General features: G+C 74.9%; 14 protein-coding genes. 2 read left to right on the top strand and 12 right to left on the bottom strand.

The genetic code is table 11. From position 1 onward, the window contains the following. Positions 1–28: 28 nt before the first annotated feature. The 5 genes from OGL88_RS06805 to OGL88_RS06785 all read right to left on the bottom strand — a co-directional run bounded on the left by OGL88_RS06805 (position 29) and on the right by OGL88_RS06785 (position 5,686). Positions 29–691, bottom strand: a complete 663-nt coding sequence (locus tag OGL88_RS06805; RefSeq protein ID WP_263090753.1) for a response regulator — start codon at positions 689–691, stop codon at positions 29–31. Beyond that, a complete protein-coding gene (locus OGL88_RS06800; protein WP_263090751.1) occupies positions 688–1,905 on the bottom strand; it encodes a sensor histidine kinase in 1,218 nt (405 codons plus the stop codon). The genes OGL88_RS06805 and OGL88_RS06800 overlap by 4 nt, the downstream gene beginning before the upstream one ends. Next, positions 1,902–2,645, bottom strand: coding sequence for a DedA family protein (locus OGL88_RS06795; RefSeq protein ID WP_263090750.1), 744 nt, complete (start codon positions 2,643–2,645; stop codon positions 1,902–1,904). The genes OGL88_RS06800 and OGL88_RS06795 overlap by 4 nt, the downstream gene beginning before the upstream one ends. Before the next feature lie 93 nt (positions 2,646–2,738). Next, positions 2,739–4,274: a D-glycero-beta-D-manno-heptose 1-phosphate adenylyltransferase gene (gene rfaE2, locus OGL88_RS06790; protein WP_263090748.1), complete on the bottom strand. Its 1,536-nt coding sequence runs from the start codon at positions 4,272–4,274 to the stop codon at positions 2,739–2,741. After that, the gene (locus OGL88_RS06785) at positions 4,271–5,686 is read right to left on the bottom strand and encodes an aldehyde dehydrogenase family protein (RefSeq protein WP_263090746.1); all 1,416 of its coding nucleotides are present in this window, start codon (positions 5,684–5,686) and stop codon (positions 4,271–4,273) included. The genes rfaE2 and OGL88_RS06785 overlap by 4 nt, the downstream gene beginning before the upstream one ends. A 145-nt stretch (positions 5,687–5,831) precedes the next feature. On the opposite strand from OGL88_RS06785, the gene OGL88_RS06780 reads away from it, so the two are divergent. Then, a complete protein-coding gene (locus OGL88_RS06780; protein WP_263090744.1) occupies positions 5,832–6,929 on the top strand; it encodes a glycosyltransferase family 9 protein in 1,098 nt (365 codons plus the stop codon). Between the two features lie 296 nt (positions 6,930–7,225). Here the strand turns inward: OGL88_RS06780 and OGL88_RS06775 are convergent, their stop codons facing one another. The 7 genes from OGL88_RS06775 to OGL88_RS06745 all read right to left on the bottom strand — a co-directional run bounded on the left by OGL88_RS06775 (position 7,226) and on the right by OGL88_RS06745 (position 14,086). Continuing rightward, entirely contained in the window at positions 7,226–7,930 is a 705-nt protein-coding gene (locus OGL88_RS06775) for an SDR family oxidoreductase (protein WP_111084066.1), read from the bottom strand. 35 nt (positions 7,931–7,965) lie between these two features. Then, positions 7,966–9,327: a PfkB family carbohydrate kinase gene (locus tag OGL88_RS06770; RefSeq protein WP_263090816.1), complete on the bottom strand. Its 1,362-nt coding sequence runs from the start codon at positions 9,325–9,327 to the stop codon at positions 7,966–7,968. 59 nt (positions 9,328–9,386) lie between these two features. Beyond that, positions 9,387–10,007: a D-sedoheptulose-7-phosphate isomerase gene (locus tag OGL88_RS06765; RefSeq protein WP_263090742.1), complete on the bottom strand. Its 621-nt coding sequence runs from the start codon at positions 10,005–10,007 to the stop codon at positions 9,387–9,389. Beyond that, the gene (locus OGL88_RS06760; RefSeq protein WP_263090741.1) at positions 10,004–11,362 is read right to left on the bottom strand and encodes a glycosyltransferase; all 1,359 of its coding nucleotides are present in this window, start codon (positions 11,360–11,362) and stop codon (positions 10,004–10,006) included. Before OGL88_RS06760 ends, OGL88_RS06765 begins: the two co-directional genes overlap by 4 nt. Further along, the gene (locus OGL88_RS06755) at positions 11,359–12,360 is read right to left on the bottom strand and encodes a glycosyltransferase (protein ID WP_263090740.1); all 1,002 of its coding nucleotides are present in this window, start codon (positions 12,358–12,360) and stop codon (positions 11,359–11,361) included. Before OGL88_RS06755 ends, OGL88_RS06760 begins: the two co-directional genes overlap by 4 nt. 86 nt (positions 12,361–12,446) lie before the next feature. Beyond that, positions 12,447–13,523, bottom strand: coding sequence for a glycosyltransferase family 9 protein (locus tag OGL88_RS06750; RefSeq protein WP_263090739.1), 1,077 nt, complete (start codon positions 13,521–13,523; stop codon positions 12,447–12,449). After that, positions 13,520–14,086 carry an HAD family hydrolase gene (locus OGL88_RS06745; protein ID WP_263090737.1) on the bottom strand — a complete coding sequence of 189 codons (567 nt, stop codon included), beginning with the start codon at positions 14,084–14,086 and terminating at the stop codon, positions 13,520–13,522. Before OGL88_RS06745 ends, OGL88_RS06750 begins: the two co-directional genes overlap by 4 nt. 100 nt (positions 14,087–14,186) lie before the next feature. On the opposite strand from OGL88_RS06745, the gene OGL88_RS06740 reads away from it, so the two are divergent. Beyond that, positions 14,187–15,179: a glycosyltransferase family 9 protein gene (locus OGL88_RS06740; protein ID WP_263090736.1), complete on the top strand. Its 993-nt coding sequence runs from the start codon at positions 14,187–14,189 to the stop codon at positions 15,177–15,179. Positions 15,180–15,205 lie beyond the last annotated feature (26 nt).

Below are 15,205 nucleotides of genomic sequence, written 5' to 3'. Positions count from 1 at the left end.
GCGGCGACCGGGGAACGGGTACGGCGCGTCAGAGCGTCGGGCGGACCAGGCCGGCCTCGTACGCCAGCACCACGACGTGCACCCGGTCGCGCAACTGCAACTTCGCCAGCACCCGCCCCACGTGGGTCTTGACGGTCTGCTCCGCGATGAACAGGTCGCCCGCGATCTCTCCGTTGGACCGCCCGCGCGCCATGAGCAGGAACACGTCGCGCTCCCGGTCGGTCAGCACGTAGAGCACCTCGGGGCGCCCAGCGGCGGTGACCGGTCCGGCGACGAACGCCTCGACCAGGTGCCGGGTCACGCGCGGCGCGAGCAGCGCCTCGCCCGCGGCCACCGTGCGCACCGCCGCGACGAGCTCGTCGGCACTCGCATCCTTGAGCAGGAAACCGCTCGCCCCGGCCCGCAGGGCGTCGAACACGTAGTCGTCGATGTCGAACGTCGTCAGCATGACCACGCGGACGGGGCGGTCCGTCGGCGCCGCCGTGATCCGACGGGTCGCCTCGATCCCGTCGAGTTCCGGCATCCGGACGTCCATCAGGATCACGTCCGGCTGCAGCCGGATCGCCGCGACCACCGCCTCGGCACCGTTCGCGGCCTCGCCGACGACCTCGACGTCGTCCTGGGCCTGGAGGATCGCCCGCAGTCCCATGCGGAACATCTGCTGGTCGTCCACCACCATCACCCGCGTCATCGGGCCCCTTCGTCGGCTGCCGGTTCGCGGACGGGCAGGATCACCACGACCGTGAAGCCCCCGTCCGCCACGGGGCCGTGGTCGATCGTGCCGTCGAGCGCCGTCACCCGCTCGCGCATCCCGGCCAGGCCGAAGCCACCGTCGTCGGGTGGTGCGGCCGGCACGGTGCCAGCGGGTGGAGCGGTGGTGGCGACCTCGACCCGGAGGCGCGAGCCGTGCCTCCTGACCGTCACGACGGTGGACGCGCCGGGCGCGTGCCGGGCGACGTTGCCGAGCGCCTCCTGCACGACCCGGTAGACGGTGAGCTGTGCGAGCCGGTCGACGTCGTCGGCGACGTCGACGTCGAGCTCCACGGGGATGCCGGCGGCGCGCGTGGCCTGCGCGAGCGTGGGCAGGTCGGCGAGGTCCGGCTGCGGCGCGCGTTCGGCGGCGGTGTCCCCGCGCAGGGTGCCGAGCAGCTGACGCATCTCGCGCAGCGCGGTGCGGGAGGTCTCGGCGATCGCGGCGAACTCGGCGCGGGCCTCCTGCGGCAGGTCGACCACCCGGTACGGAGCCGACTCCGCCTGCATGTGCACGACGGACATGCTGTGCGCGACGACGTCGTGCAGCTCGCGGGCGATCCGGGAGCGCTCCTCGACGGTGCGGCGCCGGGCCTGCTCGAGCTCGGCGTCGCGGCGGGCGGCGACGAGCTCCTGGCGGATGCTGCGGCGCTGTCCGACGACGACGGCGGCGGCGGCGGCCAGGAGCGTGTCGCCGGCGGACACGACGAAGCTCGTCGCCCAGACGGCGGGCTGGTCCCAGCGGCCCGGCGTCACGGCGACCAGCAGCAGGGGGAGGACGGCTGCGACGGCCCAGACGACCGCGGTCAGCCGCCAGGTCGAGCACACCCCGAGCACGACGAGCAGGACGCTCAAGCCGATGATGCCGGTGACCGGGATCGGCCACGGGCTCGTCTCGACCGGGGCGGTGAGCAGGCCGAGCGCGACGAGTCCGACCAGGTGGGCGGCGGCGGCGGTGCGGGGGACGAACGGGGCGATGCCGATGCTGACCGTGAGCACCGCCGACACGAGCAGGGAGAGCGGGACCGCGACGGCGTAGTACACCGAGGTCACCGGGGCGGCGACGCTGAACAGGGACACCACCGCGACCACGAGTGCGATCCGGGTCGCCAGCGGCAGCCAGGTCGGTCCTGGGCGGAGCAGGGCGGTGGTCACGGTCGGACGATCTCTCCGGTGGGGACGATGCGGGGTGTGGCGGACGGGGCGTGTGCGACGGGTGCGGTGCCCGGGGTGGGCAAGTCGGTCGCGGGCACGCCGGTCGTGGGTGCGATCGCGGCGGCCGCTCGTGCGGCACGGGCGTCGCGCCTGCGGCTGATGGTACCGATGACCCGGTCGACCGCGATGCCGAGGCCGCCCGCGACCACCATCGACACCAGGGCGGCGACGAGCGGCTCGTGCAGCACCTGCGACGCGGCCAGGGCGATCCCGACCGACGTCGCGGACCACGCCGTCCCGGCGATCGCACTGATGGCGAGGAAGCGACGGTAGGACAGCCGGGTCGCGCCGGCGGTCGTGTTCACCGCGACCCGGCCGACGGGGATGTAGCGGCCGACCAGGATCAGGCTGGCGGACCGGCGCTGCATCTGCCGTTCGGCGAACGCGAACGCCGCCGCGATCCGCGGTCGCCGGGACTGCGCCAGGCGCGCGAGTCCGATCCGGCGGCCGATCCAGTACGCCACCGAGTCACCCGCGATCGCCCCCACCGCGGCGGCCGCCAGCACCCCGGCCAGGATGGGCTGGCCGGACGTCGCGGCGATGGCGGCGACGGCGACGAGGGCCGACTCGCTCGGGACCGGCGGGAAGAAGCCGTCGACGAAGCACAGGGCGACGAGCACGACGTAGACGAGCGGACTCGCAGCCAACTCGACGACGAACGGGGTGATCTGGTCGAACACGGCGACGCTCCCTCCGCCGACGGACCTCGTCGACGGGTTCGACGCTACGGAGCGCCCGGGGCGCTGCCATCCCGCCGGGGTCTCGACGACCCCCTACTGCGGTATGACCTTTCCGTCCGTGGTCCCCTCGGGGTCGGGCCCGGCTGCGGTCGCTGCCGACGCGGCCGCGGCGTCGCGGATGCGTCGGACCACGGCCGTCGTGGAGTGCTCGGGGACGTAGTCGACCATCACCACCTCGCCGCCGTACCCGCGCACGACCGCCGTCTCGCGGAGCATCTCGGGCGAGTAGTCGCCGCCCTTGACGTAGACCTCGGGGCGCAGCCGTTCGATGAGCGGGATCGGGGTGTCGGTCGCGAACACCGTCACCAGGTCGACGCAGGCCAGGGCAGCGATCACCCCGGCGCGGTCTTCGGCCGGGTTGATCGGACGTTCCGGGCCCTTCAGCCGCCGCACCGAGTCGTCGTCGTTCAACGCGACGACGAGCAGGTCGCCGAGGTCCCGGGCCTGGCGCAGGTACGTCGTGTGCCCACGGTGCACGACGTCGAAGCAGCCGTTCGTGAACACCACGCGCCGACCGACCTGACGGGCCCGTTCCACTGCGGCCGCGAGTTCCTCGTGGTCGACGACGGTGGCTGCCGGTGCCGTCACCGAGTCGAGCAGGGCGGCGGCGCTGCAGACCGACGTCCCGGCCTCGCGGACGACGACGTCCGCGGCGGCCTGCGCCACGGAGACGGCGTCGCGGACGGACGCGTCGACCGCGAGCGCCACCGTCGCTGCGGCGCAGAACGTGTCCCCGGCGCCGGACGCCTGCTGCTCGGAGGCCGGCACCGCTCGGGTGCGGAAGCCCTCGTCCGTGTCGGGCTCGAGCAGCACGGTGCCGTCGCGGTCGAGCGTGACGACGGCCGCGCGGGCACCCGTCCGGGCGAGGACGTCGGCCCGTGCGCCCAGGACGGCGGCCACCCGGTCGGCGCCGGTCCCGAGGTCGCGTCCGAGCAGTGCTGCGGCCTCGCCGGCGTTCGGCGTGACGAGGTCGGGTCGCAACGACGCCCAGCGGGGCAGGTCGTGCGCGTCGACGACGATCGACCCTGGGCGGTCGCGGTCGAGCACCGGGACGACGTCCTCGGCACGGACGCCGAGTCCGTAGTCGCAGACGACCGCGGCGTCGGCGCAGCGGACGGCTCGGGCGACGGCACGTGCCAGCCGCTCGTTGTGGTCGGCGGTCGGGGTGCCGGCCAGGTCGTCGACCCGCACCACGACCCGGTCGCCACCCACCACGCGGGACTTCGTGGTGGTGCGCGCCCCGGTGATCTCGACCAGGAACGTGGTGTCGACGCCCGCGGCCTCGAGCCGTTCGCGCAGGACGTCGCCGGCCTCGTCGTCGCCGATGAGTCCGACGATCCGGACACGGGCACCGAGCGCGCGGGCGTTCACCGCGGTGTTCGCCGCGCCGCCGGGCACCGCGATGGTCTCGGTGACCCGGACGACGGGTGCAGGGGCCTCGCGTGAGACCCGCTCGGCCTCGCCCACGGTCCACCGGTCGAGGATGCAGTCGCCGATCACGACGACGAGTGGTTCGCGGTCATCGATCGTGGCGACCACGTCGCGGACGAGCCGGACGTCGACGCTCATCGCGTGCCGCCGGCCGTGCGTGCGGGGGCGGGTTCGAGGTGCACGACCGTGGTGGTGGTCATCTCGTCGAGCAGGTGCGGGCCGTACCCGAAGCCCGCTCCGGAGGCACGGCGCGGCTGGGCGCTGCCGCCCGGTGCACCACCGAACACCGCGTTGACCTTGACGGTGCCGACCGGCAGTTCCGCGGCGGCGCGCAGGGCGTGACCGGTGTCGTTCGTCAGGACGGTGGCGGCCAGGCCGTACCGGTCGGCGGCGGCGAGCCGGAGCCCCTCGTCGAAGTCCGCCACGACGCGGACCGGCGCGATCGGACCGAAGGTCTCCTCGGTCATCACGAGCATGTCGTCGGAGCACCCGGTGAGCACGGTCGCCGGGTAGAAGGACCCGACGCCGTCCGGGATGACCCCACCGGTCCGTGCCGAGGCACCGCGCTGCAGGGCGTCGTCGACGTGGGACTGCACGGTGCTGCGCAGCCGGTCGTCGACCAACGGTCCGTAGGTCGTCGCGGGTGCGGCGGTGCGGCGCTCCGCCTCGGCCACGAGGGCGGCGACGAACGGCTCGGCGACGTCGCGGTGCACGTAGACGCGCTCGACGCTGGTGCAGATCTGCCCGGTGTTCGCGAACGCGCCGAGCGCCACCTGGGCGGCGGCCCACTGCGGGTCGGCGTCGGCGTCGACGACGACCGCGTCGTTCCCGCCGTTCTCACGGACCACGTGGGCACGGGTCGCGACGGCGACCTCGGACAGCCGGTCACCGGTCGCGGTGGACCCGACGTGCGCGTACACGTCGATGCCGTCCTGGGCGAGCAACAGTTCGCCGGTGGCCCCGTCCCCGTCCACGCCGACGAGCACGCCGTCGGGCAGGACCTCGGCGAGCAGGGCGTTCAGGCGCGCGATGGTGGCGGGGGACCGCTCGCTGCCCTTGTGCACCACGGTGTTGCCCGTCACGATCGCCGCACCGAGGATGCCGCAGGCCACGGCGACCGGGTCGTTCCACGGCGTCAGGGCGAGCACGACCCCGCGGGGGTGCGGGACGGCCCAGTCGGCCGCCCCGAACTGCCCGCGCAGAGCCTCGCCGCGGTGCACCGGCCCGAGCTCGGCGTACTGCACGAGCGTCCCGACCCCGGCCTCGACCCCACCGAGTGCGTCACCCGGCACCTTGCCGGTCTCGCGGGTGTTCAGGTCGGCGAGCTCCTGCGCGTGCGCGCGGACGTGCTCGGCAGCCGCGTGCAGCAGCGCCCCGCGCTCGGCCGGGGCGGTGCGGGCCCAGGAGCCGGCAGCTGCCCGGGCGCGAGCGACCGCATCGCGGACGTCGGCTTCGGAGGCCCGGGGCACGGTCGACGCGACCGTCCCGTCGACGGGGTCGGTCACCACCAGGTCCGTGGCGGCGTCGGCAGCAGCGGGTGCGATCGTCATGGTGTCCTTCCGGAGGGCGTACGGGGGTCAGACGGTGCTCGGACACCGCTGTGTGCCGACTCGATTCCGCGCTTCGTGTCCATCGGTGGCCGTCAGCCGCCCGGTGCTGGACGTCTCACCGGCATCGGACCGGTAGACGAGAGGCGTGCAGCAGATCGGTGTGGGCGGAGAGCGGTTCGACGGCGTGACCGAGATCGCGGTGCTCCGCGGTGGAGGCCTCGGCGACCTGATGTTCGCCGTGCCGGCCCTCGGAGCCCTCGCCGCGGCCTACCCGGACGCGCGTGTCACGCTCCTCGGAACGCCCGCCGCGGCAGCGGTCCTGGGCGGCCGGACGGACGCCGTGCACGCCTTCGAGGAACTCCCGGTCGCACCGGGTGTCCGCGACTCAGGCGACGACGCTCCCGATGCCGAGGACTTCTTCGCCCGGCTGTCCGGCCGGTTCGACCTCGCGGTGCAGCTGCACGGTGGTGGCCGCAACTCGAACCCGTTCCTGCTCCGGCTCGGCGCCCGGCACACCGTCGGCACTGCAACCGAGGACGCCGAGGTCCTCGAGCGCTGGGTGCGCTACGTCTACTACCAGCACGAGGTCCTGCGTGCCCTCGAGGTCGTGTCGCTCGCGGGGGCCGCCCCCGTCACGCTCGACCCGCGGGTGCGCGTGTCCGATGACGAGCGATCGGCGGTCCGCGAGCGGCTGGGCGTCGCGGGGGACGGCACCCGGCTCCTGGCGATCCACCCCGGTGCGACGGATCCGCGCCGCCGGTGGAGCCCCTCGCGCTTCGCAGAGGTCGCCCGTGTCCGGCTCGCCGCCGGGGACGACGTGGTGCTCGTCGGCGACGCGTCCGACGTACCGGCGTCGACCGCCATCGTCGACGCGCTGCCCGCCGACCTCGCCGGACGCGTGCACGACCTGACCGGCGCCGTGCCGCTCCGCGAGCTCCCCGCCGTGCTCGCCGCCGCCGACGTCATGGTCGGTGACGACTCCGGCCCGCGGCACCTGGCGGTCGCCGTCGGGACCCCCACGGTCGGCGTGTTCTGGTTCGGCAACGTCGTCAACGCCGGGCCGTTCGACCGCGGGCGTCACCGCGTGCACCTGTCCTACGTCACGCGCTGCCCGGTGTGCGGGGTCGACGTCACGCAGGTGGGGTGGACAGCCGAACGCTGCGCGCACGACCCGTCCTACGTCGACGAGGTCGACCCGCAGCAGGTCCTCGACGACGTCGCCGACCTGCTCCGCACCGTCTGACCGCGGCGCGCTGGTCCCGCCCGGATCCGGAAAGCGACAGTCTGCCGCGAACGTTCCGCGCGGAACCGTCGCGTTCGCGGCAGGGACGGACCGGCGCCGCGGAGATCTGTCGCTTCGGCGGGGTGGTCCGGTCCACCGCCGGACGGGAGGCACGGTGCCAATCCGGCATGCGCCTCCCGTCCGCCCCGTGGCGACGACCAACGCGCGGTGCGAGGTTGACCACTCCGTGCAGGTCTCCGTCCCCGCACCGAGTGATCAACCTCGCACCAGGCAGCGGCGCGGCGCGCAGCGAGCGCTTACGGCCAGCTCGGCTCCGTCGCGGGCATGATCGACAGCTCCCGGATCTCGCAGCCGGCCGGCTGCGAGAGCGCGAAGAGGATCGCGTTCGCGACGTACTCCGGCTCGATGAGCTGCGCGTCCGGACCCGGCTTGTACTGCTCGGTGCGGTCGGCGAAGAAGTTCGTGCGCATGCCGGCCGGGATCACGTTGGTGACACCGATGCGGCCGGCGGTCTCGGCGGCCAGGGCCTGCGAGAAGCCGCGGACACCGAACTTCGACGCCGAGTAGGCGGTGCCGTCGCCGACGCCGCGCAGGGCGAGCGAGGACGAGATCGTCACGACGCGGCCGTGCGCCGCCTCGAGGGCGGGCAGAGCGGCGCGGACGACCGAGGCGGTGCCGATCAGGTTGACCGCGACGATCTTCTCCCAGTTGCCGGAGGAGATCGCGTCGATCGGTGCCGGGGTGTCGATCCCCGCGGCGGTCACGACCGCGTCGAGTCCGTCGTGACGCTCGGCCGCCTGGCGGACCGCCTGCTCGACCGCGTCCGTGTCGGACACGTCGACGGCCACGGCGTCGATGCCCTCGGACACCGCGTCGACGCGCAGGTCGAGGACGATCGGGGTGCCGCCGGCCTCGACGACCGCAGCGACGACCGCCGCGCCGAGTCCGGAGGCGCCGCCGGTGACGAGCACGCGGCCGATGGGGGTGGTGGGGACGGGCATGGACTTCCTTCCGTAGGGGCGTGGATCCGTCGGACTCAGCCGACGTGTTCGAGCGCTGCGGCGAGCCGGGTCGTCGAGCGGCCGGGGTGGAACGGGACGGTGACGACGCGTCCGCCCCACTCGGCGAGCGTCGCTGCCTCGGGCAGCTCGTTCGCGGTGTAGTCGCCGCCCTTCGCCCAGACGTCCGGGCGGAAGCGGCGGAGCGCCTCGTCGGGGGTCTGCTCGTCGAACACCACGACGGCGTCGACGCAGTCCAGGGCGAGCAGCAGTTCGACGCGGTCGTCCTGGGTCATGATCGGCCGGTCCGGACCCTTGAGCGCTCGCACCGAGCTGTCGGAGTTGAGGCACACGACCAGGCAGTCGCCGAGTGCCCGCGCCGCGGACAGGGTGCGGGCGTGCCCGGCGTGCAGCAGGTCGAAGCAGCCGCCGGTCGCGACGACGGTACCGCCGGCGCCCCGGACGTCGTGGACGGTGCGCAGGGCGTCGCGGTCGGCACCGGGGAGCGGCGCGGGGACGTCGGCGGCGAAGAGCGCGGTGACCCCGCCCGCGGCGAGGTACTCGGACGCCGCGAGGACACCGGCGGCGAGCGCCTCGGCCACGTCGGCGCCGGAGGCCAGCGCGACGGCGACACCGGCCGCCAACCGGTCGCCGGCGCCGCACGGGTCGCCGGCGGTGACGGAGGGCGCCGGCACGAAGCGGCTGTCCGAACGGTCGTCGGCGAGGAGTGCTCCGCGGTCACCGAGCGTCACCGCCACGGCGCCGACGCCCCACTGCTCGACGAGGGCCGCGGCGGCCACGGTCGCGAAGGGCACGCCGTGGCCCTCGACGTCGGTGAACCGGCGGGCCTCGGCGGCGTTCGGGGTGGCCACGGTGATCCCGGGCACGGGTGCGGCGCCCTTCGGGTGCGGGTCCCAGACGACGGGGGTGTGCTCGGCGACGCGCGCGAGGGCCTCCCGCAGCGCCGGAGCGGCGGCGACCCCGCGGCCGTAGTCGGCGACGACGATCGCGTCGACGTCGTCGAGGGCGGCCGTCATGGCGTCGGTGGTCTCGGGCACGGGCGGAGTGGCACAGCCCTCGTCGATGCGGACCAGCGCGTGGTCGACGACGCGCACGCGGGTCTTCACCGGCGTCGGGGCACCGGAGGGCCCGGCCACCACGGTGACGTCGGGGAGCAGGTCTCGGAGTTCCTGCGCGCGGGTGTCGTCGCCCAGGACGGTGACCAGGGTGACGTCGTGTCCGTCGCGCACCAGCATCGTGGCGACGAGTCCGGCACCCCCGGCGCGGCGGTCGTCGGTCGTGACGTCGACCACGGGCACGGGCGCGTCCGGGCTGAGCCGATCGCTGGTGCCGGCCACGTCGACGTCGAGCAGGGTGTCGCCGACGACGACGATGCGCAGGCGTCGACCCGCAGCGCGGTCCGGCGCGGCCGGTCGCTGCGCTGCCGGCTGCTGCGGCGTCATCGTCGGACCCCACGGCGCAGTGCGGGCTCCATCGCCCGGCACAGGGCGTGCACGAGCACGAGCTGCGCCTCCTGCACGTTGGCGGACGGCCCCGCGATGCAGATCGCGTCGTCCACCGCCTCGGCGAGGGGGTTCGGCCGCGGCCCGGTCATCGCGATCGTCCGAGCGCCGACGGCGCGGGCGGCCTCGGCGGCGCGGAGCAGGTTCGGGCTCTTGCCGCTCGTCGACAGCAGGACGACGACGTCACCCGCCCGGGCGTGCGCCGACACCTGCCGGGCGAAGACCTGGTCGAAGCCGTAGTCGTTGCCGATCGCCGTGACGGCCGAGGTCTCCGCGTGCAGCGAGATCGCGGAGTAGGCGGGGCGGTCGCCGTCGAACCGTCCGGTGAGCTCCGAGGTCAGGTGCTGCGCCTCGGCGGCCGACCCGCCGTTGCCCGCGGCGAGCAGGCGGCGACCGGCGACGAGCCGGGCCGCGATGTCGTCGGCCCAGGCGGCGATGTGGTCTCGGTGGTCGACGAGGGAGGCGATCACGGGGACCGCGGCGGCGACGTGGTCGAGCACGATGCGTGCACTCGCGGTCGTGTGCTCGTCGATGCCGGGCTGCTGGTCGATGGTCATCGGGCGGTCCTCTCGGTCGGCTGTGCGGCACGCGGGACCCGTCCGGCGTGGGTGGCGGGGCGCTGCGGCGCACCCGCCGTGGTGGTGCGCTGCGGCGCACCCGCGGTGGTGTTCGGTGCGGCCACGGCGACCGCACCGGCCAGGAGCCGCTCGTAGACGCGCTCGCTGTCCGCGGCGACCTTCTGCCACGTGTACCGCGATTCCGCACGTGCACGGCCGGCGCGTCCGAGGGCCTCGCGGCGGTCCGGGTCGTCGAGCAGGGCGCCGACGGCAGCGGCGACCTCGGCCTCGTCGCGCGGCGGGACGTGCAGGCCCGTGCCGTCCTCGACGACGGTGTCGATGAGCCCACCGACGCTCGACGCGACGACGGGTCGACCGCATGCCATCGCCTCGAGCGGGACGATGCCGAACGGCTCGTACCAGGGTGCGCAGACCACGACGTCGGCGCTCCGGTACACGGCGGGCATCTCGTGCTGCCCCAGCTGTCCCCGGAAGGTCACGTGGTCACGGACCCCGAGCGACCGCGCGAGCGCGTCGAGCCGCTGGTACTCGGGGTCGTCCACCAGGTCGGCCCCGGCGACGCCGGCACCGCCGACGACCACGAGTTCGACGTCGCGCCCCTCGGCGACCAGTGCGGCGAGCGCGGCGATGGTCGTACCGACGCCCTTGCGACGGACCAGCCGCGACACGGTGAGCACCCGCTGCCGACGGCCGCGCTCCTCGACGGGTCCGTCGGGCCGGAACAGCGCGACGTCGACGCCGCACGGGACGACGGAGATGCGCTGCAGGGGGACGCCGAGGGCCTTGAGTTCGAAGGCCTCGTCGGAGCACGTCGCGACGACCTGGTCGGCGCTGCGTCCGACGGCCGGTTCGAGCCACTCGCGCTCGGCGGGACTCGTGTCCGCGGAGCCCTGGTGTCGACGCTTGACGACGCCGAGCGCGTGGAAGGTCTGCGCGACGGCGATGCGGGTGCCGCCGGTCCGGGCCTGCACCTGCGCGACGGCATCGAGTGCCGCGTGCCCGGACATCCAGAAGTGGGCGTGCACGACGTCGGGCCGGTCCACGAACCACTCCGCGGCGAGCACCGACGCGAACGTCCCCATGAACGGGAACAGCTCGTCCTTCGGCACGTGCCGCGCTGGACCGGCGTCGACGTGCACGACGTCGACGCCCGGACGCAGCGGCACCCGGACCGGCGCGGACGCGTCGTCGCGCCGCGTGTAGACGGTCACCTGGTGCCCACGGTCCGCGAGCGCCCCGGACAGTTCGGCCACGTGGACGTTCTGTCCGCCGGCGTCGACACCGCCCAGCACGGCGAGCGGGCTCGCGTGCTCCGACACCATCGCGATCTTCATCGGAGGCTCCCCTCGAACGTGGCGGCAGCAGCACGGTCGCGTCCGGCGCCGCGGGTCACGGCGTCGTCGAGCAGGTCGTCCCAGTCGGCGGTGAAACGGCCGAGCGCGTGCCGTGCGAGCACGGCCTCCCGTGCCACGGCGCCCCGTCGGCGCGCCTCGTCGGGGTCCTCGATGAGGATCCGGGAGGCCCGCACCAGCTCCTCGACGTCGGTCGCGATCGCGCCGGCCTCGCCCGGCACCGTGCGGGCCGCGTCCGTCGTCGCGAGCACCAGGACCGGCATCGCCAGGTGCATCGCCTCGAGGAGTGACAGGCCGAGCGAGGTCCACCGGTTCGGGTGGACGTACGCGCGGCGTTCGGCGAGGGCCGTGTGCATCGGGTCCGAGGGCACGTCACCGCGGGCGACCACGGCGTCGCCGAAGCCGAGCTCCGGCAGCCGTTCGGTGCCCATGCCCCAGACGTCGACGGGGGCCACGGTCGCGAAGCGGGGGAGCAGGTCGGTGCCGACGACGCGGTCCCGACGGACGGGTTCGTTGATGACGACGCCGAGGCGGTCGAGCGAGCCGGTGTAGCGCGGGCCGGGGTCGACGACGCCGTGTTCGACGACCGTGGTGCGCGTGGTGCCGCAGTCCCACATGAGCGCATTCCAGTGCGTGACGTGCGCGATGGTCAGGTCGTCGCGGTCGCGGAACGGGTGGAGGCTGTTCGGCACGTCGGCGCGGGGCGCGTTGTGCTCGACGAAGACGATCGGCACGTCGCGGCCGGCGAGCAGGCGCTTCGCCGCGTCGAGCTCCTCGGTGCGTTGCAGGACGACCACGTCGACCTCAGCGTCGGCGACGTCGGCGGGGTCGATCTCGATCGCGGACGCCGGCCAGGCGCGCCCGCCACGTCCCAGGCCCCAGGCATCGCGCGCCGGCGTGGTCGGGATCAGGTAGTCGTGCGGGCCGCGGACGAAGGCGTCCATCCAGCCACCGTGGACGTGCCAGACGAGGATGCGCATGGAGGGCCTTCCGTTCGGGTCGGGGCAGCGGGAGGGTGTCGCGGTGCGGGCGGGTCGGAGTCGAGAAGCCCGAGCAGTGGAGGACGCTACGCAACACCTTCTGGCGCGCTCCGCAGACTTCTCGGTTCCATCCGCGAAGCGCGGACGAGCAGTCGTTCGTGGGCTGCGAGCACGTCCTCGATGCGCACCGTGGACAGGCACGGGTGCCCGGCGACGGGGCACTCCCGAGCCCGGCTGAGCCGGCACGGCGCGGACTGGTCCCCGAGCAGTTCGACCAGCGGTGCGTACGGCGCCCACTTGACGGCGGGGACGACGGGCGAGAAGAGGCTGACGATCGGTACGCCGACCGCCGCGGCGAGGTGCGCCGGCCCGGTGTTGCCGACGACGACGACCTCGGCTCCGGCCAGGACCGCGGCGAGTTCGGCGGGCGTGGTCCGTCCGCCGAGGTCGATGCCGGTGGTGCCGGCGACGGCGGCCGTGAGGTCGCGTTCACCGGGGGAGCCGGTGACGACGACGGCCACGCCGCGCTCGGCGTAGGCGGCGACGAGCTCGCGGTGGTGCGATGCCGGCCACGACCGGGCCGGCACGCTCGCGCCGGGGTGCACGACCACGTACCGTCCCAGCCCGGCCGCGGACCGGGGTGCGACGGCGTCGTGACGCACCGCGAGCCTTCCGTCGTCCTCCGGCGGCAGCCGGAACCCGGCCGCCTCGGCGATCCGCAGCGCGCGCTCGGGCTCGGGGACGTCCTCGGGCAGGTCCTCGCCGGGTCGCAGGCGGACGTCGAGGAGCGCCCCCGGGTGGTCGACCGAGGCCCCGGAGACGCGGGGGACACCGGCGAGGCGGAGGAGCAGCGCCAGGGGCAGCGGCGACTGGTGGAACGAGGTGAGGACGACCGCTTCGTCGGGACGCTCCTCGGCGACGAGCGCGCGGAACTCGGCGAGCACGGCGTCGTCGATCGGCCGCGCGGTCTCGGTGACCCAGGGCGCCGCCCACACCCGGACGCGGTCCACGCCGGGCAGCAGGTCGGCGGCCGGAGCGCCCTGCGGTCCGCACAGCATCGTGACGTGCGAGGCCCCGGCGGCGACGGCGCGGACGGCAGGGCCGGCGACCAGGACGTCACCGAACGAGTCGAGGCGCGCCACGAGGACGCGGGGACGGCTCACGTGCGGTCCGTCTCGACGGTCGACGGTCCGGCCGAGGCGATCACCAGGTCGACGGCCTCGGCGAGGGTCCCCGCGACGGTCTCGGCGGCGGCGACCTCCTCGGGCCGCGTGCGCGGGGTCGGCACGAGCACGCCCTGCGCCCCTGCGGCCCGCGCCGCCTGCACGTCGGCACCGATGTCGCCGACCACCACGAGCGCCTCCGGCGGGACCCCGAGTCGCTCGGCGGCGTCGAGGACCATGCCCGGCCGCGGTTTCCGGCAGGCGCAGTCGTCGCCGGCGTCGTGCGGGCAGACGCACCAGACGTCGAACGGTCCGACGAGTGCGTCCACGCGGGCGTTCGTCGCGTCGACCTGCTCGCGCGTCGCGAGGCCCTTCGCGACCACGGACTGGTTCGTGACCACGCCGAGCAGCAGCCCGGCTGCACGAGCCCGCTCCACGGCGCGACGGGCACCGGGGACCGGCACCACCAGGCGCGGGTCGGCGTTGTACGGGACGTCCACGACGAGGGTGTCGTCGCGGTCGAAGAGCAGGCCGCGGATCGCGCGGTCCGGTGCGAGGGGCATGGCACCGGAGTACCGGTCGGCGGCCGCGTGCCGGTTCAGGACAGCCGGGGAACGCGCCCGCTGCCGACGCCACCAGCGGGCACCGCCTACCGTCGCGCCCGTGACCGCACTCGAGACCCTGCCCGCCGCCGACGGACGCCCGGAACTCGTCGTCCTCCGCGCCATCAAGCTCGGCGACCTCCTGGTCGCCGTCCCTGCGCTCCGCGCCCTGCGACGGGCGTTCCCCGACCACCGCATCACCCTCGCGACGACCGCGTGGCTGGCGCCCGTCGTCGAGCTCGTCCCCGCCGTGGACGTCCACCTGGCCCAGCACGGCCTCGACCACCCGATCAACGTCCCCGCCGGCACGGTCGACGTCGCGGTGAACCTGCACGGCGCGGGCCCCGAGTCGTCCGACCTGATCGCCGCCCTGCAGCCCCGTCGGGTCATCGGGCACGCCGATCCGACCCACGGCTACGACGGTCCCGAGTGGCCGTCCGACGTACACGAGCGCGACCGCTGGGCGGACCTGCTCACCTGGCACGGCGTGCCCGCCGACGCCGACGACGTGGCCGTCGACCGCCCGGCGGCACCGCCAGTGGTCGCCGACGCCGCTGTCGTCCACGTGGGTGCGTTCCACGGGGCGCGGCACTGGCCCACGGACCGCTTCGCCGACGTGGTGCGCGGACTGCGGGAGCGCGGTGCCGACGTGGTCCTGACGGGAGGCGCGGACGACGTCGTCCGCGCCCGTGCCGTCGCGGACGCGGCCGGGCTGGCGCCGGGGGCGGTCCTGGCCGGCTCCTTGGAGCTGCAGGAGTTCGCCGGCGTCATCGCCGCGGCGCGGCTCGTGGTCACCGTCGACACCGGTGCCGCGCACCTCGCGACCGCATACGGCGTGCCGTCGGTGGTGCTCTTCGGGCCGGCGCCGCCGGAGGCCTGGGGACCGCCCGCATCGGGTCCGCACATCGTCCTCACCGACGCCTCGGTCCGGCGTGGCGACGTCTTCGCCGAGGACCCCGACCCGGCGATCCTGGCGGTCGGCGCGGCCGACGTGCTCGCCGCGGTCGACCGGCTCGACGTGCTCGGGGTGACCGCACAGGCGACCGACCGGTAGCGTCGACCGAGAGCCACCCGGACGCA

It is taken from the genome of Curtobacterium sp. RIT-PI-V (genome assembly GCF_025642935.1).
Taxonomy (GTDB): Bacteria; Actinomycetota; Actinomycetes; order Actinomycetales; family Microbacteriaceae; genus Curtobacterium.
This window is presented reverse-complemented; position numbering and strand designations above follow the sequence as displayed.